The 20,683-nt window shown below is 71.9% G+C and carries 19 protein-coding genes; 15 read left to right on the top strand and 4 right to left on the bottom strand.

The window, feature by feature from the left end:
* Window positions 1–21 precede the first annotated feature (21 nt).
* The 3 genes from EDF40_RS15030 (at window position 22) to EDF40_RS15020 (ending at window position 2,918) form a co-directional block, all read left to right on the top strand.
* Complete coding sequence (locus EDF40_RS15030) at window positions 22–768, top strand: phosphotransferase enzyme family protein (RefSeq protein ID WP_123340355.1); 747 nt, start codon at window positions 22–24, stop codon at window positions 766–768.
* Window positions 765–1,856 carry a winged helix DNA-binding domain-containing protein gene (locus EDF40_RS15025; protein WP_123340356.1) on the top strand — a complete coding sequence of 364 codons (1,092 nt, stop codon included), beginning with the start codon at window positions 765–767 and terminating at the stop codon, window positions 1,854–1,856. The genes EDF40_RS15030 and EDF40_RS15025 overlap by 4 nt, the downstream gene beginning before the upstream one ends.
* A gap of 96 nt (window positions 1,857–1,952) precedes the next feature.
* Window positions 1,953–2,918, top strand: coding sequence for a DnaJ domain-containing protein (locus tag EDF40_RS15020; protein ID WP_123340357.1), 966 nt, complete (start codon window positions 1,953–1,955; stop codon window positions 2,916–2,918).
* Window positions 2,919–2,949: 31 nt separating this feature from the next.
* Here EDF40_RS15020 and EDF40_RS15015 read toward each other — a convergent pair whose 3' ends face one another.
* Complete coding sequence (locus EDF40_RS15015) at window positions 2,950–3,312, bottom strand: RNA-binding S4 domain-containing protein (protein WP_123292446.1); 363 nt, start codon at window positions 3,310–3,312, stop codon at window positions 2,950–2,952.
* Between the two features lie 33 nt (window positions 3,313–3,345).
* Between EDF40_RS15015 and EDF40_RS15010 the strand changes: the two genes are divergently transcribed.
* Window positions 3,346–3,603: a hypothetical protein gene (locus tag EDF40_RS15010; RefSeq protein WP_260213423.1), complete on the top strand. Its 258-nt coding sequence runs from the start codon at window positions 3,346–3,348 to the stop codon at window positions 3,601–3,603.
* A 419-nt stretch (window positions 3,604–4,022) separates the two neighbouring features.
* Window positions 4,023–5,180, top strand: a complete 1,158-nt coding sequence (locus tag EDF40_RS15005; RefSeq protein WP_123340358.1) for a hypothetical protein — start codon at window positions 4,023–4,025, stop codon at window positions 5,178–5,180.
* Window positions 5,181–5,362: 182 nt separating this feature from the next.
* On the opposite strand, the gene EDF40_RS15000 is transcribed toward EDF40_RS15005, so the two are convergent.
* Window positions 5,363–6,886, bottom strand: a complete 1,524-nt coding sequence (locus EDF40_RS15000; RefSeq protein ID WP_260213424.1) for a S1C family serine protease — start codon at window positions 6,884–6,886, stop codon at window positions 5,363–5,365.
* A gap of 160 nt (window positions 6,887–7,046) precedes the next feature.
* Between EDF40_RS15000 and EDF40_RS14995 the strand changes: the two genes are divergently transcribed.
* From EDF40_RS14995 to EDF40_RS14975, 5 genes are all read left to right on the top strand, one after another.
* Window positions 7,047–8,081 (top strand): iron ABC transporter permease, encoded by a 1,035-nt coding sequence (locus EDF40_RS14995; protein ID WP_123340359.1) that lies wholly within the window; start codon window positions 7,047–7,049, stop codon window positions 8,079–8,081.
* On the top strand, window positions 8,078–9,097 hold the full coding sequence (locus EDF40_RS14990) for an iron chelate uptake ABC transporter family permease subunit (protein ID WP_235036034.1): 1,020 nt from the start codon (window positions 8,078–8,080) through the stop codon (window positions 9,095–9,097). Before EDF40_RS14995 ends, EDF40_RS14990 begins: the two co-directional genes overlap by 4 nt.
* A gap of 113 nt (window positions 9,098–9,210) precedes the next feature.
* Window positions 9,211–9,690 (top strand): FHA domain-containing protein, encoded by a 480-nt coding sequence (locus EDF40_RS14985; RefSeq protein ID WP_123292449.1) that lies wholly within the window; start codon window positions 9,211–9,213, stop codon window positions 9,688–9,690.
* A complete protein-coding gene (locus EDF40_RS14980) occupies window positions 9,690–10,394 on the top strand; it encodes a MerR family transcriptional regulator (RefSeq protein ID WP_123312968.1) in 705 nt (234 codons plus the stop codon). Before EDF40_RS14985 ends, EDF40_RS14980 begins: the two co-directional genes overlap by 1 nt.
* A gap of 184 nt (window positions 10,395–10,578) precedes the next feature.
* Window positions 10,579–11,139 carry a MerR family transcriptional regulator gene (locus EDF40_RS14975; RefSeq protein WP_111085817.1) on the top strand — a complete coding sequence of 187 codons (561 nt, stop codon included), beginning with the start codon at window positions 10,579–10,581 and terminating at the stop codon, window positions 11,137–11,139.
* 398 nt (window positions 11,140–11,537) lie between these two features.
* On the opposite strand, the gene EDF40_RS14970 is transcribed toward EDF40_RS14975, so the two are convergent.
* Entirely contained in the window at window positions 11,538–12,359 is an 822-nt protein-coding gene (locus EDF40_RS14970) for a ParA family protein (RefSeq protein ID WP_123292451.1), read from the bottom strand.
* A 60-nt stretch (window positions 12,360–12,419) separates the two neighbouring features.
* Between EDF40_RS14970 and EDF40_RS14965 the strand changes: the two genes are divergently transcribed.
* The 3 genes from EDF40_RS14965 to EDF40_RS19545 all read left to right on the top strand — a co-directional run bounded on the left by EDF40_RS14965 (window position 12,420) and on the right by EDF40_RS19545 (window position 16,592).
* Complete coding sequence (locus tag EDF40_RS14965) at window positions 12,420–15,830, top strand: pyruvate carboxylase (protein ID WP_123340360.1); 3,411 nt, start codon at window positions 12,420–12,422, stop codon at window positions 15,828–15,830.
* Window position 15,831: 1 nt separating this feature from the next.
* Complete coding sequence (locus EDF40_RS14960) at window positions 15,832–16,335, top strand: peptide deformylase (RefSeq protein WP_123340361.1); 504 nt, start codon at window positions 15,832–15,834, stop codon at window positions 16,333–16,335.
* Between the two features lie 125 nt (window positions 16,336–16,460).
* Window positions 16,461–16,592 (top strand): hypothetical protein, encoded by a 132-nt coding sequence (locus EDF40_RS19545; protein WP_260213425.1) that lies wholly within the window; start codon window positions 16,461–16,463, stop codon window positions 16,590–16,592.
* 310 nt (window positions 16,593–16,902) lie between these two features.
* On the opposite strand, the gene EDF40_RS14955 is transcribed toward EDF40_RS19545, so the two are convergent.
* On the bottom strand, window positions 16,903–18,798 hold the full coding sequence (locus EDF40_RS14955; protein ID WP_260213426.1) for a long-chain fatty acid--CoA ligase: 1,896 nt from the start codon (window positions 18,796–18,798) through the stop codon (window positions 16,903–16,905).
* Between the two features lie 122 nt (window positions 18,799–18,920).
* Between EDF40_RS14955 and EDF40_RS14950 the strand changes: the two genes are divergently transcribed.
* Both EDF40_RS14950 and EDF40_RS14945 read left to right on the top strand, forming a co-directional pair.
* Complete coding sequence (locus EDF40_RS14950; RefSeq protein ID WP_111085799.1) at window positions 18,921–19,874, top strand: ROK family glucokinase; 954 nt, start codon at window positions 18,921–18,923, stop codon at window positions 19,872–19,874.
* 61 nt (window positions 19,875–19,935) lie between these two features.
* The gene (locus tag EDF40_RS14945) at window positions 19,936–20,661 is read left to right on the top strand and encodes a 1-acyl-sn-glycerol-3-phosphate acyltransferase (protein WP_123292455.1); all 726 of its coding nucleotides are present in this window, start codon (window positions 19,936–19,938) and stop codon (window positions 20,659–20,661) included.
* Window positions 20,662–20,683 lie beyond the last annotated feature (22 nt).

Here is a 20,683-nt window from a genome sequence, read left to right as displayed (position 1 = left end):
CGCACACACAGGAGGTTCCCCATGGAGCGGATCACCAGGGCCGACGACCGAGTCCACCGCCCGGCCGGACCGTGGACACCGACCGTCCACCGGCTGCTCGCACACCTGCACGAACAGGGGTTCGTCGCGGCACCGGAACCGATCGAGCACGGCGACACCCTCGAGACGGTGTCGTTCGTCCCCGGGGTCGCGGGGGAGTACCCCTGGACCGAGGACGTCGCGAGCGAAGCCGCACTCGTCACGAGCGCACGACTGCTCCGGCACTTCCACGACGCCGCGACCACGTTCCCGCGTGACGGGGCACGCGACTGCTGGTCACAGGCCGAACGCACCCCCGTCGAGACGATCGTGCACGGCGACTTCGCCCCCTACAACTGCGTCTACGACGGCATCCAGGCCGTGGGGCTCATCGACTTCGACACCGCACACCCCGGGCCACGGGTCTGGGACGTCGCGAGTGCCGTGTACCGGTTCGCCCCGTTCACCACCGGCGCCGTCGAGGGCATGACCGCCCCGGACCTCGACGACCGGCTCGCCCGCGCAGCCGAGTTCTGCCGCGCCTACGACCTCGACGACCGCTCCCGCAGCGTCCTCGCCGAGGCGATGGCCGCGTCCCTCGTCGCGATGGTCACCACCATGGAGACCGAGGCCGCCGCCGGCAACCCGAAGTTCGTCAGCGACCTGGCGCACGGGCACGCCGACCTGTACCGGGCCGACGTCGCCTACATCGAGCAGCACGCCGACGCCATCGCCGCCGCCGTCGCGTGACCCCGACCCCTGCGCAGCTCCGCACCCTGCGGCTCGCCGCGCAGGGGATCGCCGTCCCCGGCACCAGCCCCACCGGTGCGGTCGAACGGATGACCGCCGTGCAGGGGCAGGACCTCGGCCAGGTCCTCTGGGCCATCGGGGTCCGCACACCCGGGGCCACCCGTGACGACGTCTGCGCCGCCTTCGACCGCGGCGAGCTCGTCCGCTCCTGGCCGATGCGGGGCACCCTGCACGCCGTGCGACCCGACGACCTGCGGCTCCTGCTCTCCCTGACCGCCGAACGGACCCTGCGCAGCATCGCCCGACGCGCCACCGAACTCGGCATCGACCAGCCCCTGCTCGACCGAGCACGGGACACCACCGTCGCCGCACTGTCCGGCGGCCGCGCCCTCGTCCGCGACGAACTCTTCGACGAGTACCGCGCCGCCGGCATCGACCCCACCGCCGGCCGCGGCTACCACCTGCTGCTGCAGCTCTCGCAAGAGGGACTCGTCGCCTGGGGGCCCACCGCCCGCGTCGGCCAGGGACTCGTGCTCCTCGACGAGTGGGCACCGGCGCTCACCGAGGTCCCCGACCGCGACGAAGCACTCCGCCGGGTCCTGCTCGGGTACCTCCGCGGCCGGGGCCCCGCCACCGAGGCCGACGCCGCCAGCTGGACGAAGCTCCCGCTCGGCGACCTCCGCCGTGCCCGAGCCGCCGCCGGCGACACCGTCGAGGACCTCGGCGGCGGACTCCTCGCGCTCGCCGACCGTCCCACCACCGGCGGCACACCCACCGGCCACCTGCTGCCCGGGTTCGACGAGTACCTGCTCGGGTACGCCGACCGCTCCGCCCAGCTCGACCCCGAACACGCCGACCGGGTCGTCCCGGGCGCCAACGGCATGTTCCTGCCGATGGCCGTCGTCCGCGGTCGGGTCGTCGGCACCTGGAAGCGGACCGAGCGCGCCAGCGGGGCGGCCGTCACCGTCACACCGTTCGCGGAACTCGACGACACCTCGGTGCGCGCGCTCGAGGCGGCCGCCGCCCGGTACGCGCGGTTCCTCGACGCGCCCGTCGCGTTCGGGGTGGTGGAGGCGACCAGCCGCTGACGGTAGGCGGTGAGGTCGAGTCCATCCCAGCCTCCAGGCCGTCCCCAGCAACCACGCGGCGGACTCGTACCCTGCCTCGGGTAATGTCGCAGGGCCATGACCGACAGCCCGGCCGACGCCACCCCGTACGAAGTCCTCGGCGTCCCCGCGACCGCCGACGACGACGCGCTCCGCCGCGCCTACCGCCGCGCGGCCCGCGAATCCCACCCCGACCTCGGCGGCGACGCCCAGCACTTCCGCCGCGTCCAGCTCGCCTGGGAACGCATCGGCACGCCCGCAGCACGCCGCGCCTACGACGCGGGCTCCCGCGGCGCGTTCAGCAGCAGCGGTGCCGGACCGTTCAGCGCGCCCGGTGCGTCCGGTTCGTCGACCGGGAGGCCCGACACCGGTCGCGACGCCTACGCACCCCCGTCAGCCCGTCGCGACACCCGCCCCCGCGCCCGGTCCCACGGACACCCCGGCGGACGCTCCCGCGAGGTCTTCCTGCAGGCAGAACGCGAATGGGTCGGACTCGGCGACCCCATCGAGGACCCCTACGACCCCACCCTCATCCGTTCCGCGCCCCGGCACATCCGACGGCTGCTCGGTGAAGCGCTCGCCGAAGAGGCCACCGCCTCGATCGTCTCGGACATGGGCATCGGCGTCACCGTCTGGCACGACCTCGACGCCGGGGCCGAGGGCAAGCTCGACCATGCCGTCCTGACCCCGAGCGGGCTCTGGGCCGTGGAGTCGATCGACTGGGGAGCCCCCGTCCGGGTCGAGCACGGCGACATCGTCGGGGAGACCCTGGCGCCCGGCGAGCGTCCGGTGAAGGAACTCGTCCGCGCCGCCCGTGCCGTGCAGAAGCAGACCCGGGTGCGGTTCACCGGCCGGTTGCTCGTCGTGCCGGACTCCGCGGTCGAGGTCGACGTGCAGCTCGTCGGCTCCCCGAAGAAGCCGACCGCACTCGTCGTCCGCCGCAGCGCGCTCGGGCAGGTGCTGAACGGCGTGTGGTCTCCGCCCGGATCGGTCGACGTGTTCGAGATCCGCGACCGACTGCAGCAGACCGTCCGTTTCGTCTGACGTCCGGCCCGCACGGCGTCGGGGGCCGGCGTCAGTAGCCGCGGAGCTTCTCGAGGTCGCGGCGCTCCCGCTTGCTCGGGCGTCCGGCGCCGCGGTCGCGCATCGGCACGAACCCCGCCTCTTCCTTGGACAGCCGCGGCGGGGTCTTGTCCTCGAAGTGCTTCGCGGCCTCGGGAGCGCTCGTCCGCTTCAGGATGATGCCGGTGACGACGACGATCCGGTCGAAGCCGTTCTGGCGGACCCGGACCTCGTCGCCGGGGCCGATCGGCTGCGCGGGCTTCGCGCGCTCCCCGTTCACCCGGACGTGCCCGGCCTTGCACGCGGCGGTCGCAGCGGAGCGGGTCTTGGTGATCCGCACCGCCCAGATCCAGCTGTCCACGCGAGCCTTGGCCATCCCCTCACTCTAGGCGGCCCCTACGCTGGGCGGGTGAGCACCGGGGAACAGGCAGCGATCGCGCGGGCCCGTGCGCTCGGCGTGCTCCACGGTGCCGCGATCGGTGACCGGCTCGTGGTCCGGGCACACCACGGCGACGGTGCACAGGACGCCCTGGGGGACCTCGTCGCTCGCACCCCCGACACCGTGACGATCGCCACCCGCCGCGGCCCGGTCGAGGTCCGGCTCGCCGACGTCGTCGCTGCGAAGCCCGTCCCGCAGCCCCCGGCCCCGCGCGCGCCCCGCCGCTGACCTCGCACCGTGCGAGGTTCGCACCGTGCGAGGTTCGCACCGTGCGAGGTTCGTGCGGCGCTGGTCGTGGCCGCACGGTGCAGAGTTGGTCGGGCCGTGCGGGCGTGGCCGCTCGGTGCGAGCTTGCTGCGCTGCACGGGGCGGTCAAACCTGCACCGGGTGACGGCCGACGCACCGTGTACGTTTCGCGTCGTCGCGCCCGCACGGTGCGGACTTCCTCGGCCCGTGCGGGCGAGACAGCTCCGTGCGGCGTTGTATCGGGGCACGGAGCCGCCAACCTCGCTCCCGGCGACGAGACGTGCACCGTGCGTCGCCCGCGCCGCCGCCTGCCGCGCACGCCGCGCCCGCACCGCGCCCGCACCGCGCGCGCACGGCGAGCCGCGCCCCTCCGCACCCCGCACCCGACGTAGCCTCGACCCATGGCAGTCCCCGTCCCGCTCGGCACCGAGGACCGCACCGCCCGCCTCACCCTCCGCCGCCCCGACCAGTGGCGCCGCGAGGACTCTGCCCAGGCGGACCTGCGCGTCACCGGAGACGACATCGTCCTCACCGTCCGATCCCGACCCAGCGACCGCGCGATCGGCGACGAGAACACGGGCCTCCTCGCAAGACTGCCCGGTTCCGTCGAGGGACTGCTGCTCGTCGGCTGCGACACCTGGACCGCCGCCGGGGCTCCCGCGCGCCTGGTCGAGTACGTCCGTCCCGACGAACACGGCGACGTCGCGGGCGCGCACCTGCTCTTCGTCACCGGGCGGCACCGCGTCGACCTGACGATCGAACGCCCCCTGGCACGCCTGCTCGAGACCGACGAGCTCGTGTTCGCGGTCCTCGAGAGCGTCCGCGCCACCGAGCCGTCCCCGGTCCGCCCCGAGCGTGACCTCGAGCCACTGCCCACCCCGGCGCCCGGCCCGGAGCTCGACGGCCCCCGCCTGAGCGCCGACGCGGTCGGCACGCTCAAGAGCCTCGCCGGACGCCGGTGGAACCCGACGCTCCTCCGCACCGCGGCGGGCCGCGAACTCATCGAAGCGGGCCTCGTCGGCCGACTCGGCACGCTGCCCGAGTCGACCCAGACCCTGCTCGAGCCGTGGCAGGGCGATGCCCAGCCGGTCACGCTGGAACAGCACCTGCCCGATGGTGGCGAGTCGCGCCTCCAGGCCTGGTCGAAGACCGTCGTGGACGGGACCGCCGAGGCGGGCGCGGTGGTCGCGTCCGTCACGCCGGACCGCGCGGTCGCGCTGACGGCCGGGAGGCTCGGCATCGGCCCGACGTGGACCTTCCCGTTCCGCACGGGGTCGCTCCCAGGGCACCTGCTCGGCCGCCGGCTGGCCGGCGGCTCCGACGCACCGGACCTGCCGGAGGCCCTCGTCGAGGCGGACCCGCGGCTCGCGCGCTTCTGGGCCGCGCCGTGGACGGTGTCGTACCTGCGTCGAGCGGGCAAGCCGAAGCCCGTGACGATCGTGCGCGCCGAGGGGATCGGCTTCGCCCGCGTGGGCAAGACGGAAGCCGGGGAGACCGTCTTCCAGACGGACTCCCCGGCCAACGTGTACCGGTCGGTGGTGCGGGCGCTGCTCGGCTGAACGGATTCCAGACACTGCGCCCGCTGGGCCAACGTGTACCGGTCGGTGGTGCGGGCGCTGCTCGGCTGAACGGATTCCAGACACTGTGCCCGCTGGGCCAACGTGTACCGGTCGGTGGTGCGGGCGCTGCTTCCTTCCGCTCAGGCGGCCGGGGTGACGCTCGCTCGCGCTTCTGCTTCCGCTCAGGCGGCCGGGCCGGCGGTCAGGGTGACGGTGACGGTCTTGGCGGCGCCGGTGCTGTCGGTGTAGCCGACCACGACCTTGTCGCCGACGGAGTGCGACTGCACGGCCGCGGTGAGCTCGTCCGACGTCGTGACCGTCTTGCCGCCGAGGCTCGTGATCGTGTCGCCCTCGGCCAGACCGGCGCTCGCGGCACCGGACCCCTCGACCGTGCCGGCGACGGCCACGCCGCCCGTGGTGCTCGCGGTGCTGCTGACCTGGACGCCGAGGAACGCGGGCAGGCCGATGGTGATCGTGCTCGAGGACTCCCCGGCCAGGATCTTCTCGGCGATCGCCTTCGCGGTGGTGATCGGGATGGCGTAGCCGGTGACGTCCGCGGTACCCGAGGACGCTGCGGTCGCCATGCCGACGACCTCGCCCTCGCTGTCGACGACGGGGCCGCCGGAGTCGCCGGAGACGATGTTCGCGGCGATCTCGATCAGACCGGACAGCGACTCGGTCCCGGTGCCGGACTCGCTCTGCACCTGGATGTCCTGGTCGGTGGCCGTGACGGTGCCCTCGGCGGCGACGAGGTTGCCCGTGCCCTCGGCGTTGCCGACGTCGGTGACGGTGTCACCGGTGCTCGGCTCGCCGTCGTCGTCGAGCGTGACGGTGGACAGGCCGGAGGCGTCCTCGAGCTTCAGGACGGCGACGTCGTTCGTGGCGTCGGTGCCGACCACGTCCGCCTTGTACTCCTTGCCGGTGGTCTCGTCGGTGACGGTGATGCTCGTGGCGCCCTGGATGACGTGGTTGTTCGTCAGGACCGTGCCGTTCGAGCTGAGGATCATGCCGGTGCCGGCTGCCTGCGAGGACTCGTCGTAGTTCAGGACGGTGTTGATCGTCACGACGCCCTTCTTCTGGGCGGCGGTCGCTGCGGTGGCGGCGGACTCGGTGCTCGTGCCGGTGCTGCCGTTGCCCGTGGTGCCGCTGCCGTCGGTGCCGTTGCCGGTGCCGCTGCCGGTGCCGTCTCCGGGGACGGTGAAGCCGTTCGTCCCGTCGCTGTTGCCGGTGTCGGGCAGCGTCGTGGTGCCCTGCGACTGGCTCGACGTCGTGGTCGTGCTCTGCGAGGACAGGCCGAGGGCCGTGCCGCCGGCGGCACCGACGATCGCGAGGGCCGCGATGCCGGAGCCGATCATCAGCCCGAGGCGACGTGGGCGCTTCGTGCTCGCTCCCGGGTGGTTCGCCGTCGCCGCGGTGTGCGCCCAGGCGTGGTGGGTGCCGGTGAGCGCCGGGCTGCCGATCAGGTACGGGCCGCGGCCGTCGGGGGAGTACGCGTAGGGGCCGGAGCCGTCCGGGCCGTACAGGTACGGGCCGGAGCCGTCGAAGGCGTAGGCCGGACGGAGGGTGGCGGGGTCGGCGTGGGGTGCCTCCCAGCTCATCCCGTACGCCTGCTGCTGCCGCTGCTGCTGCGTGCCGTCGGTCCGGGCGGTGCCCTGCTCGTCGTGCTCGCGGTCGGCGTCGGCGGCGGGGTTCGGGGTCTCGTTCATCGGTGCTCTCCGGTCGTCCCTCGACGACCCGGGCGGGTGTCGATGGAGACCAGTACAGGCGGCGATCCAATGACGAGCCTATGAACGGACCCAGCGACTGCTCCGGGCTTGCTCGGGGGACGCCGAGTGGGGTTCGGGCGTTAGGGTTGCCTTACTTCCCATGCGCTCCTCCACGTCCGCGCCACCGGCGCCCGCCTCCGTCTCCCGTCTGGTCGGGGCGACCGTGCTGGCCGTCGTCGTCCTTGCCGTAGCGTGCGCGCTGTCGATCGCCTACGGATCCCGGCCGATCCCGCTCCACACCGTGCTCGACACCGTCCTGCACCCGGGGCGGAACGACGAGGTCGGGCTGATCGTGCTCGGCAACCGCGTCCCGCGCACCGTCGTCGGGCTCCTCGCAGGTGCCGCCCTCGGTGTCGCCGGCGCGGTGATGCAGGGCGTGACCCGCAACCCGCTCGCCGACCCGAGCGTCCTCGGCATCAACTCCGGGGCGGCCCTCGCCGTGGTCGCCGGCATCGCGCTCTTCGGGGTGAGCGGCACGGCCGCCTACCTGCCGTTCGCGTTCCTCGGTGCTGCCCTGGCCGCACTGCTCGTCTACGGGATCGCCGCCGTCGCCCGGCGCGGACTGTCGCCGGTCGGCCTCGCGCTGTCCGGTGCCGTGGTCGCCGCCGCGCTGTCGTCGATCACGACGGCGGTGCTCGTCACGAACGCGAGCCTGCTCGACCAGCTGCGGTTCTGGCAGGTGGGCGCCCTCGCCGGCAAGGACCTCGGCACCGCCGGCATCATCACGGCGCCGGTGCTGATCGGTCTCGCGATCGCGTTCGGCCTGGGCCGCTCGCTCAACACCCTCGCCCTCGGCGACGAGCTCGCGGCGTCGCTCGGGCAACGCGTGGTGCTCGTCCGGGCCGTCGGCGGGCTCGTGACCGTGCTGCTCGCCGGCTCGGCCGTGGCCGCAGCGGGGCCGATCGCCTTCGTCGGGCTCGCCGTGCCGCACGCCGTCCGTCGGCTGAGCGGCCCCGACCACCGGTGGACCATCCTGCTGTCCGCGATCGTCGCGCCGGCGCTGCTGCTGGTGGCCGACGTCATCGGTCGCGTCGTGGCGTACCCGGGGGAGCTGCAGGTCGGCATCGTCACGGCCCTCATCGGTGCGCCGGTGTTCATCGCGCTCGTGCGGTCGAGGGCGGTGCGGGGCCTGTGAGTCGTGTCCGCCGGTCGGTCGGTGTCCGGCACGAGCTCGTCGGTGCCCGGCGCGAGCTCGTGGTCCTGGCGGCCGTCGTCGTCGTGCTCGTCGCGCTGGTGCTCATCGGTCTCGGGGTCGGCTCAATCCCGCTCACCCCGGCGCAGGTGGTCGGCGCGCTGTTCGGCCAGGGCGACCGCATCTCGGACTTCGTCATCGGACAGCTGCGCGGCCCCCGGGTGCTCGGTGCGGTCCTGGTCGGCGCCAGCCTGGGGGTCGCGGGCGCCATCGTGCAGAGCGTCGTCCGCAACCCGATCGCGAGCCCGGACGTCATCGGCATCACCTCGGGTGCCAGTGCTGCGGGTCTCACCGCGATCGTGCTGTTCGGGGCGTCCGGCGGCACCCTGTTCTCGGTCGTGCTCGTCGGCGCGGTCGTGGTGTCGATCGTGATCGCCGGACTGGCCTGGCGGCGGGGGATCACCGGCAACCGGGTCGTGCTCGTCGGGATCGGCGTCTCGGCGATCTGCCTGAGCATCACGGGCTGGATGCTCACCAGCGGCACCGTCACCCAGGCCGGCACCGCGTTGCTGTGGTTGTCCGGCAGCCTGAACGCCGTCGACCGGAACCTGGTCGGCGTGCTCGGCGTCGCGTTCGTCGTGCTGTTCCTGCTCGCCCTGCTGCAGTCGTCGCGCCTGACCGTCCTGACGCTCGGCGACGAGGTCTCGGCGGCCCTCGGGCTCCGGCCGGACCGCGCGAAGGTGCTGCTGCTCCTCACTGCGGTGTGCCTGACCGCAGCTGCGGTCGCCACGGCGGGGCCGGTGTCGTTCATCGCGTTGATGGCGGCGCCGATCGCGCGTCGGCTCGTCGGCGGCGGCCGCGTCGCCCTCGGGCCGGCCGCCGCGGTGGGAGCGGCGATCACCCTCGGCAGCGACCTCATCGCCCAGTTCGCGATCCCCGGCAACGCCCTGCCCGTCGGCGTCGTGACGGGTGTCGTCGGCGCCCCGTACCTGCTCTGGTTGCTCGCGCGCGGTCGCTGAACCCGGACCGCGCGTTCGCGCACCGCGGACGATCGTCCACAGGCCCAGTTCGGGGCTGCCGCTGGAGCCCTCCTTTCCGATACGCTGGTGGGCCAAGAGGAGGAGGTCCACCGATGCCAGATCCAGTGGTCCCGCAGCCGGACGGTCAGAAGACCCCGGAGCAGCGGCTGGTCGACACCACGTTGACCTTCAGCATGGACATGGGCGCGGCGCTCACCGCCGAGTCCGGTGTCTCAGCGGAAGAGCGCGAGGCGGTCAACGCCCTGCCGTCCGGATCGGCGCTGCTCGTCGTGCGCCGCGGTCCGAACGTGGGTGCGCGGTTCCTCCTCGACTCCGACGTCACGACGGCGGGTCGACACCCCGACGCCGACATCTTCCTCGACGACGTCACGGTGTCGCGCAAGCACGCGCAGTTCCTGCGGCACGGCACGGCGTTCACCGTCAAGGACAACGGTTCGCTCAACGGCACGTACTTCGACGGTGACCGCATCGACGAAGCACCGCTCACCGACGGGGCAGAGGTCCAGGTCGGCAAGTTCCGTCTGACGTTCTACGCGTCCCGGGTCGACCTGGCGCGCCTGGCGAACGCGTAGTGGCCGCACGGTCCGCTGCGGCCCGGGCGGGGTCAGCGGCACCGGACCTGCTCACGATCGGGCAGGTCCTCGCTCGCCTCAAGCCCGAGTTCGCGGACCTGTCGAGTTCCAAGCTGCGCTTCCTCGAAGAGCGCGAGCTCGTGACGCCGATCCGCACGGCCAGCGGGTACCGCAAGTTCTCGGCGGCCGACGTCGACCGCCTCCGGGTGATCCTCGGCCTGCAGCGCGACCACTACCTGCCACTTAAGGTCATCAAGGACTACCTCGCCGACCTCGACGCCGGGCGCGAGCCCGTACTGCCGGGCGGTGGGGACGCCCCACGTCCCTCGATCCTCGGGCGCGAACGCCGGTACACCCGCGACGAGACGGCCCGAGCGGCCGGCGCGTCCCCGATGCTCCTGGCCGACGCGGTCTCCGCATCACTGCTCCCCGCCACCGAGACCTACGGCGAGGACAGCGTGTCGGTCCTCAAGGCACTCGTCGAGCTGCAGCGGACCGGCATCGAGCCGCGGCACCTGCGCACGCTCCGCAGCACCGCCGAGCGCGAGGTCGGACTCATCGAATCCGCGCTCATGCCCGTGTCCCGCCGGGGCGATGCGACGTCACGGGCGAAGGCTACGGAACTCGCACGCGAGATCGCCGTCCAGCTCGAGGTCATCCGCTCGAGCCTCATCCGCGCGGCGATCGGTCGTCTCGACGCATGATCCGTTCCGGTGCTCCGCGGGGGCTTGTGCGTCAGTGGGTGGGGCGTATCCTCGACACGCCGGACGCGCCGAGTCGGATGTCCCGCGCGGGAGCGGTCGGAGTCGCTACCGTTGACCTCGGAACAACTCTCAACCCGTCGTTGAACCTTCGGGTGGGAGCTCGATCGTCGTGGAAGGCAAGCGCATGAGTGGGAACGACACCCCAGGCACCGAGTCGGACACGACGCGGTACGACCTCGGGCTGCTCTTCACCGACGGCCTCCCCGAGCACGACGAGCAGAACGGCTACCGCGGCACCGTCGCCGCACGTGCAGCCGGCATCTCGTACCGCCAGCTCGACTACTGGGCACGCACCGAACTCGTGCAGCCCACCATCCGCGGCGCTGCCGGCTCCGGGTCCCAACGCCTGTACGGCTTCCGCGACATCCTCGTGCTCAAGCTCGTGAAGCGCCTGCTCGACACCGGCATCTCGTTGCAGCAGATCCGCACCGCTGTGAACCAGCTCCGCGAGTCGGGCGTGTCCGACCTCGCCCAGACCACCCTGATGTCCGACGGCGCCTCGGTGTACCTGTGCACCTCGGACGACGAGGTCATCGACCTGGTGTCCCGCGGTCAGGGTGTCTTCGGCATCGCGGTCGGCAAGGTCCTGCGTGAGGTCGAGACCTCCCTGGTCGAGCTCGACGCCTCTGCAGCGGCCGACCCGTCCGACGAGCTCGCCGCGCGCCGCGCTTCCCGCGCTTCCTGACCGCGCCGCTCGCCCTCGTCCGGACGGCCTCGCGGTCGTCCGTCTGCCCCTGAGGTTCCGAAATCTCGGAACCTCGGCGCGCTCAGGCCTCCGACGTGGAACCTCGGCGAACCTGAGCGGCGAGTCCTGGAACCTTGACGACGGCGGGCAACCTGAGGCGGACCTCGGTGGATGCAGCACTCGAACGCGAGCACCGTGTCGTCCCGCCCCCGAGGTTCCGAAATCTCGGAACCTCGGCGCGCTCAGGCCTCCGACGTGGAACCTCGGCAAACCTGAGCGGCGAGTCCTGGAACCTCGACGACAGCGAATCGACGACGACCAGCGCCGAAGAACCCGACGCCAGGGACGCACGAACGCCCGACGACCGCCTACGCGCCTACGCCCTACGAACGACGCGCCTACGCGCCTACGGCACCCGAACCGTCGGCGTAGGGCCCGATCTTGCCGGTCCGCATGATGCGCTCGAGCAGCTGGTCGAAGTTCTTCGCCATCTCCTGCGCGGACTCGCCGGGCCACACGTGCAGGGGCTTCGCAGCACCCTGCGCCTGCTGCAGCGAGGTGCGCTCGGGCAGCTGCGGCGACAGGACGAGCGGCCCGAACATGTCGCGGAGTTCCTTGATGCGGAACTGGTGCTCGAGCGACTGGACGCGGGCACGGTTCACGATGATGCCGAGCGGCTGCAGGCGGGGGGAGAGACCGCGGCGGATCTCCTCGATGGCCCGCAGCGCACGGTCGGCTGCGGCGACGGAGAACAGGCCGGGCTCGGTGACGACGGTGACGCGGTCGGACGCTGCCCACGCGGTGCGCGTGAGGGCGTTCAGCGACGGCGCGCAGTCGATGAGCACGAGCTCGTAGTCCTGCTCGACGTTGGCCAGGGCCTCTTCGAGCTTCCAGATGTCGCGGATGGAGGGGTGCGGCCCGTCGAAGTTGATCGCGGAGGGCGACCCGACCATGACGTCGATCTTGCCCTGCGAGCCCTTCGTCCACCCGGAGGGGGCGATCGCCTGACGGACGATCTTCTCCTTCGGGTTCTCGAGGACATCGGCCACGTTGAGGTGTCCGGCGAGGTTGATGTCGAGGCCGGTGGAGACGTCGGACTGCGGGTCGAGATCCACCACCAGCGTGCGCAGTCCCTTGGCGAAGGCGGCCGAAGTCAGGCCGAGCGTCACCGTCGTCTTGCCGACACCGCCCTTGAGGGAGCTCACGCTGAGTACATGCACGATCAGCAACGTTACCGCCACTAGGGTTGTCTCACCTCAACCCGGGCTGAAAGGGACGTCGTGTTCAGCAAGATCCTCGTGGCGAACCGTGGTGAGATCGCCATCCGCGCATTCCGTGCCGCGTACGAACTGGGGGCGCGCACCGTCGCCGTCTACCCCTACGAAGACCGGAACTCCCTGCACCGTCTGAAGGCCGACGAGGCCTACCTGATCGGTGAGCGGGGCCACCCGGTCCGGGCGTACCTGGACGTCTCCGAGATCATCCGCGTGGCGCGCGAGTCGGGCGCGGACGCGATCTACCCCGGATACGGCTTCCTGTCCGAGAACCCGGAGCTCGCCGCCGCGGCCGCCGCAGCCGGCATCACCTTCATCGGTCCGGGCGAACACGTGCTCGAGATGGCCGGCAACAAGGTGACCGCGAAGGAGCACGCGATCGCGGCCGGCGTCCCGGTCCTCGCGAGCACCCCGGCGAGTCGCGACATCGAGGAGCTCATCGCCGGCTCCGACGCCATCGGGTTCCCGGTGTTCGCCAAAGCCGTCGCCGGCGGTGGCGGCCGTGGCATGCGCCGGGTCGAGACCAAGCCCGAACTCCGTGCAGCGCTCGAAGCAGCGATGCGCGAGGCCGACAGTGCGTTCGGCGACCCGACCATGTTCCTCGAGCAGGCGGTGATCCGGCCGCGGCACATCGAGGTGCAGATCCTCGCCGACGCGACGGGCACCGACGCGGGGACGATCCACCTGTTCGAGCGGGACTGCTCCGTGCAGCGCCGCAACCAGAAGGTCGTCGAGATCGCCCCGGCGCCGAACCTCGACCCCGCCATCGCCCGGGCTCTGCACCGCGACGCGGTCGCCTTCGCCCGCTCGATCGGCTACGTGAACGCCGGCACCGTCGAGTTCCTGCTCGACACCGAGGGCGAGCGCGAGGGTCAGCACGTCTTCATCGAGATGAACCCGCGCATCCAGGTCGAGCACACCGTCACCGAAGAGGTCACCGACGTCGACCTCGTGCAGTCGCAGATGCGGATCGCCTCGGGCGAGTCGCTGGCCGACCTCGGCCTGTCGCAGGACACCGTCGCCGTGCACGGGGCCGCGCTGCAGACCCGCATCACGACCGAGGACCCCACGCAGGGCTTCCGGCCGGACACCGGCCGCATCACCACGTACCGCAGCCCCGGCGGTGCCGGCGTGCGTCTGGACGGTGGCACGGTCGCCACCGGTGCGCAGATCAGCCCGCACTTCGACTCGATGCTCGCCAAGATGACGTGCCGCGGACGCGACTTCCCGACGGCCGTCGCCCGTGCGAAACGGGCCCTCGCCGAGTTCCGCATCCGCGGCGTGAGCACGAACATCCCGTTCCTGCAGGCCGTGCTCGAGGACCCCGACTTCGCCCGCGGCGACGTCTCGACGAAGTTCATCGAGGAGCGTCCGCAGCTGTTCAGCGGCCACGTGTCGAAGGACCGCGGCACCAAGGTCCTCAACTGGCTGGCCGACGTCACGGTGAACAAGCCGAACGGCGACCGGTCGCCGCTGGTCACCGACCCGAGCGCCAAGCTCCCCGCCCTCGACCTCAGCGCCCCGGTGCCCGAGGGCCAGCGCGACCTGCTGCTGGCGCAGGGTCCGGCCGAGTGGGCGAAGGCGCTCCGTGCTCAGACCCGGCTCGCCGTGACGGAGACGACGATGCGGGACGCGCACCAGTCGCTGCTCGCCACCCGCGTCCGCACGAAGGACCTCGTCGCCGTCGCACCGTACGTCGCGCGGCTGACGCCGCAGCTGCTGAGCGTCGAGGCCTGGGGCGGTGCGACGTACGACGTCGCCCTCCGGTTCCTCGGCGAGGACCCGTGGGAGCGCCTGGCCTCGCTACGCGAGGCGATGCCGAACATCCCGATCCAGATGCTGCTGCGCGGCCGCAACACGGTCGGCTACACCCCGTACCCGACCGAGGTGACGGACGCGTTCGTCGCCGAGGCCGCCGCCACGGGCGTCGACGTCTTCCGCGTATTCGACGCGCTCAACGACGTCAGCCAATTGCGACCGGCCCTGGAGGCAGTGCTCGCGACCGGCACAGCCGTCGCCGAAGCGGCGCTCTGCTACACCGCCGACCTCCTCGATCCTGCCGAGGACCTGTACACGTTGGACTACTACCTCCGCCTGGCGGAGCAGATGGTCGAGGCCGGCGCGCACGTCATCGGCATCAAGGACATGGCCGGCCTGCTCCGCGCCGGCGCCGCCGAGAAGCTCGTCGGCGCCCTGCGCGAGCGCTTCGACCAGCCCGTGCACGTGCACACGCACGACACCGCCGGTGGGCAGCTCGCGACGCTCCTCGCCGCCGCGCGTGCCGGTGCGGACGCGGTGGACGTCGCCTCGGCGCCGATGGCCGGCACGACGAGCCAGCCGAGCATGTCCGCGCTGGTCGCCGCCCTGGCCCACACGGAGCGCGACACCGGACTGTCCCTCGACGCGGTCGGCGACCTCGAGCCCTACTGGGAGGCGGTCCGTCGGGCCTACGCCCCGTTCGAGTCCGGGCTCCCCGGTCCGACGGGTCGGGTCTACAAGCACGAGATCCCCGGTGGTCAGCTGTCGAACCTCCGCCAGCAGGCGATCGCGCTCGGCCTGGGCGACCGGTTCGAGCAGGTCGAGGACTGGTACGCCGCGGCGAACCGGATCCTCGGACGCCCGACCAAGGTCACGCCGTCGTCGAAGGTGGTCGGCGACCTCGCGCTGCAGCTCGCCGCGGTGAACGCCGACCCGGCCGACTTCGAGCAGAACCCGGACAAGTACGACATCCCGGACTCCGTCGTCGGGTTCATGGCCGGCGAGCTCGGTGACCTGCCGGGTGGCTGGCCGGAGCCGTTCCGGACGAAGGTCCTGGCGGGCCGCGACGTCCGCCTCGAGATCACCCCGGTGCCGGACGCCGAGCGCGCGCACCTCGACGCCGCGGGGCCAGAGCGCCAGCAGGCGTTGAACCGACTGCTGTTCCCGCAGCCCACGGCCCAGTTCGAGCGGGTGCGCGAGCAGTACGGTGACCTGTCCGTGGTGCCGACCGTCGACTACCTGTACGGGCTGCACCCCGGGCAGGAGCACGTCGTGCCGCTCGGCAAGGGCGTCAACCTGTTCGTCGGGCTCGAGGCGATCGGCGAGGTCGACGACAAGGGCATCCGAACGGTCATGGCCACGATGAACGGGCAGCTCCGCCCGGTCTCGGTCCGTGACCGGTCGATCGAGGTCGAGACGAAGGTCGCCGAGCAGGCCGACAAGTCCGACCCGAAGCACGTCGCCGCGCCGTTCTCCGGTGTGGTGACGCTCAAGGTCGCCGTCGGTGACGTCGTCGAGGCCGGAGCGGCCGTGGCGAGCATCGAGGCGATGAAGATGGAAGCGGCCATCACGGCGCCCGTGGCGGGCACCGTCGGCCGTCTCGCGATCCCGGCGACCCAGCAGGTGGACGCCGGCGACCTCCTGGTGGTGCTGCAGTAAATTGACCGTCCGTCCCATCCGACTGTTCGGCGACCCCGTCCTCCGTTCGCCTGCGGACCCGATCGCTCCGGCGGCACTCGGGTCGAGCGGGGTCCGCGACCTGGTGCAGGACCTGATCGACACCGTCAAGGAGCCTGGCCGCGCCGGTGTGGCCGCGCCGCAGATCGGTGTCGGACTCCGCGCGTTCTCGTACAACGTCGACGGCGAGGTCGGGTACGTGCTGAACCCCGAGGTCGTCGAGGTCTCGGGGGAGCCCGAACTCATGGAGGAAGGGTGCCTGTCCGTCCCCGGGCTCGGCTACCCGACCCGGCGGCACCCGTACGCCAAGGTCCGTGGCGTCGACGTCGACGGCGCCCAGGTGGTGCTCGAGGGCACCGGGCTGATGGCAGAGGCGCTGCAGCACGAGGTCGACCACCTGGACGGCACCGTCTACGTGATGACCCTCGAACCAGAGGTCCGACGGCAGGCGCTTCGGGACATCCGGGCGCAGGAGTGGTTCCACTGATCCGCCGGTCATGAGTGCCTGCTCATGACACCCCCACGGGGGATTGTCGCTTTGTCCTGACGAAGAGGTACCGTATCGGCGTCGGCCTCCCACCGACGACCATCCCATCCCCCCAGGACTCCCGCATGACCAGTCAGACTGACGAGCTGAGCTCGCACCGCACCCGCACCAACCGTCGTCCGGCCGACACCACGGTCGCCACCGGTTCGATCGCCGTCCTCGACGCCCCCGCGACGGAGCAGTCGCCGGAGGCCTGAGCCTCGCGCGCTCCTGCACCCCGCGCGCTCCTGCACCCCGCGCGCACCTGGCGGAATCGGGCATACCTGGTCGGAAGAACCGACCTGGTACGCCCGATCGGTCCCGGTACGCCGAGACGACGGGGTCGCGCCCCGCGCGCACCGCAACCGCCTGGAGGCCCGGTGCCGGTCCCGTGGACCGGCACCGGGCCTCCAGGCCGTTGCGCCTGCACCCCGCGCGCACCTGGCGGAATCGGGCATACCTGGTCGGAATAACCGACCTGGTACGCCCGATCGGTCCCGGTACGCCGAGACGATGGGGTGCTACGCGCTACGCGCGGCGCGCGCGACGCTCCTCGATGACGGGCGTCGCAGTCGTCTGCATCTTCGACCCCGAGTAGATGTGGTCGATGTCGGCCGCGAAGTCACGCAGGATGACCGACCGCTTGATCGTCAGCTTCGGCGTCAGGTGTCCGGAGCCCTCCGTCAGCTCGGTGTCCAGGATCGTGAACGACCGGACCGACTCGGCTCGTGAGACCCGGCCGTTCGCGGCGTCGATCGCCTCTTGCACGGCGGTGAGCACGCGTTCGTCGTACGCGGCCTCGTGCGCGGAGAGCGCCGGGGTGATCCCGCGGCTCTCGCACCACCCCGGGAGCATCTCGCGGTCGAGCGTGACGAGGGCGGCGATGAAGGGTTTGCCCTCGCCGACGACCACGACCTGCCCGATGAGCGGGTGTTCGCGGACGCCGTCCTCGAGCGGTGCCGGTGCGACGTTCTTGCCGCTCGCGGTGACGATGAGTTCCTTGGCGCGTCCGGTCACCGTCAGGACGCCGTCGTCGTCGAGCCGTCCGAGGTCGCCCGTGCGGAACCAGCCGTCGTCGGTGAACGCCCGCTCGGTGGCCTCGTCGTTCCGCCAGTAGCGGTCGAACACGTCGACGCCGCGGATCAGGATCTCCTGGTCGTCGGCGATCCGGATCTCGACCCCGGGGAGTGCCGGTCCGACCGTCCCGATGCGCAGGTCCGCCGCGCGGTTCACGGTGGCGGGCGCGGTCGTCTCGGTGAGTCCGTAGCCCTCGAGGATGAGCACGCCGATCGAGCGGAAGAAGTGCGAGAGCCGCGGTGAGAGCGGCGCCGAGCCACTGACCGCGTACTCGGTGCGGCCACCGAGGGCGTTCCGGAGCTTCGCGTAGACGAGCTTGTCGAACAGCTTGAACTTCAGGCCGAGCACGAGCGGGACCCGACCGGCGGCCAAGGCCTCGGAGTGGGCGACCGCGGTGTCCGCAGCGGCCCGGAAGACCTTCCCCTTGCCGCCGAGGTCGGCCTTCTGCTCGGAGGCGTTGTAGATCTTCTCGAACACCCGGGGGACCGCCAGCAGGAAGGACGGCTTGAACGACGACACGGCGTGCATGAGGTCCTTCGTGTCCGGCTCGTGGCCGACCAGCACCCCGGCCGACACGGACATCGCCGCGATGAAGCGGGCGAACACGTGGGCCATCGGGATGAAGAGCAGGGTCGAGGCGCCGTCCGCGACGACCTCGGGCATCGCGACACTGGCGTTCTCGACCGTCGCGGTGAAGTTGTCGTGCCGCAGGACGCACCCCTTCGGGCGTCCGGTCGAACCGGAGGTGTAGATGATCGTCGCGTCGTCGTGGCCGTGCACCGATGCCGTCCGCGCGTCGAGTTCGTCGTCGGTGACGTCCTCGCCGAGCCGGGTCAGGTCGTCGAGCCCGCCGCCGTCGATCGTCCAGTGCTGCCCGAGGTGCGGCAGGTCCGGGGCGATCGAGGCGACCCGACGCGCGTGCTCCTCCTGCTCGACGACGATCGCGACGGCCTCGGAGTCGGAGAGGATCCACCGGACCTGGTCGGGGGAGCTCGTCTCGTAGACGGGCACGGAGACCAGGCCCGCCGTCCACACCGCGAAGTCGACGAGGGTCCACTCCAGGCGGGTGCGGGACAGGATCGCGACGTGGGCGCCGGGCTCGAGGCCGGCGGCGACGAAGCCCTTCGCGATGCCGCGGACCCGTGCGAGCACCTCGCCGGCGGTGATCGTCGTCCACGTGTCGCCGTGGCGCTGGGCCAGGATCGGACGCGACGGCGTCAGACGGGCGCGGTCGCCGAGCAGCCGCGCTGCGGAGCCGTGGTCAGGAGCGACGGGGCCGCTCGTCGGACGCGAGGCGTGCCTCCCGGTCGGGACCTGACTGGCGCGTTCGGGTCGCTGATCGTTCACGGTGACTCCCTTGTCTGCCGGTTCGATTCGAGGGCGCCTCATCCTGCGAGGCGACACAGTCAGCATAGGACGCGTCACCGGGCGTTCCGTGAGTTCGCGGTGAACCGGTAGGCTCTTGGACCGTGCACGCCATCGGAATCGACATCGGGGGCACCAAGATCGCGGGAGCGGTCGTGACGGAACTCGGCGAGATCATCGCCGAGGACCGCGTGGCCACCAACGCTGCGGACCCGAACGCCATGCTCGACGACGTCGTCTCGATGGTCGAGCGACTCAGCTCCGGCCACGAGGTCGGCGCGGTCGGCGTCGCGGCCCCGGGCTTCATCGACGCCTCGCAGTCGATCGTCTACTACACGCCGAACATCCGGTGGCGGAACGAGCCCCTGCGCCAGAAGCTGCAGCAGCGCCTCGGCGACCTGCACATCACGGTGGACAACGACGCCAACGCCGCCGGGTGGGCCGAGTTCCGCTTCGGCGCCGGCCGGCTCGTCTCCGACATGACGATGCTCACCATCGGTACCGGTGTGGGCGGCGCCATCGTGACCGAGGACCGCCTGTTCCGTGGCGGGTTCGGAACTGGCGGCGAGATCGGCCACCTGCGCATCGTGCCGAACGGCCTGCCGTGCGGCTGTGGCGCGCGTGGCTGCATCGAGCAGTACGGTTCCGGCCGTGCCCTGCAGCGGATGGCGAACGACGTCGCCGACGCCGGCGGCATCGGATCCGCGCTGGCCGACGCGCGCGAAGCCAACGGCGGCGAGCTCGACGGACACATCGTGGGCGACCTGATCCTGGCCGACGACCCGGGTGCCCTCGCGGCGCTCCGCCGCCTCGGCCGTCACCTCGGTGAGGCCTGCGCCTCGCTGTCCGCGGTGCTCGACCCGCAGCTGTTCGTGTTCGGCGGCGGGGTCGCCAGCGCGGGGGACCGGCTGCTCGACCCGATCAAGCAGGCGTACCTCAACAACCTGCCGGCGCGTGGCTACCACCCCGAGCCGGACTTCGTGATCGCCGAGCTGGTGAACGACGCCGGAGTCGTCGGCGCCGCCGACCTGGCCCGCATCCACGCCCGCACGGCGTAACCGCGTACCGGCCCGCACGGCGTAGGGTCGCTCAGGCCCACCCCACCACCTGGAGTCGTCGATGACCTACTGGCTGCTGAAGAACTTCCTGCTCGGCCCGCTCATCCTCACCCTGTTCCGCCCGTGGGTGGTCGGCCGTGAGAACGTCCCCGCCAAGGGCCCGGTCATCTTCGCGTCCAACCACATCTCCTTCATCGACTCGGTGATCCTGCCGGCCGTGCTCGACCGGCGGCTGTCCTTCCTGGCGAAGAGCGACTACTTCACCGGGCGGGGGCTCAAGGGCTGGGCGACGAAGACGTTCTTCAACGCCATCGGCCAGCTGCCGATCGACCGCTCCGGCGGCAAGGCGTCCGAGGCCTCGCTCCGCACCGGCCTGCAGGTCCTGGCCCGCGGCGAGCAGCTCGGCATCTACCCGGAGGGCACGCGCAGCCCCGACGGCAAGCTCTACCGCGGTCGCACCGGCATCGCGCGGATGATCCTCGAGGGCCGGGTGCTCGTCGTCCCCGTCGCCATGGTCGGCACGCGTGAAGTGCAGCAGATCGGGCAGCGCTTCCCGAAGATCAAGCGCGTCGGCGTGGTGTTCGGCAAGCCGCTCGACTTCTCGCGCTTCCAGGGCTTCGAGACCGACCGGTTCATCCTGCGCAGCGTCACCGACGAGGTCATGCACGAGCTCGCGGGGCTGAGCCGTCAGGAGTACGTCGACGTGTACGCGACGAGCGTCAAGGAACGCGCGAGCTCCGCACGCGAGGCAGTCATGCGGGAACGGAAGTCGTCGCCCGCACGTTAGGCTCTGATGGTCCCGGCACTCC

The organism is Curtobacterium sp. PhB170 (genome assembly GCF_003752345.1).
In the GTDB taxonomy this organism is placed as follows: domain Bacteria; phylum Actinomycetota; class Actinomycetes; order Actinomycetales; family Microbacteriaceae; genus Curtobacterium.
This window is presented reverse-complemented; position numbering and strand designations above follow the sequence as displayed.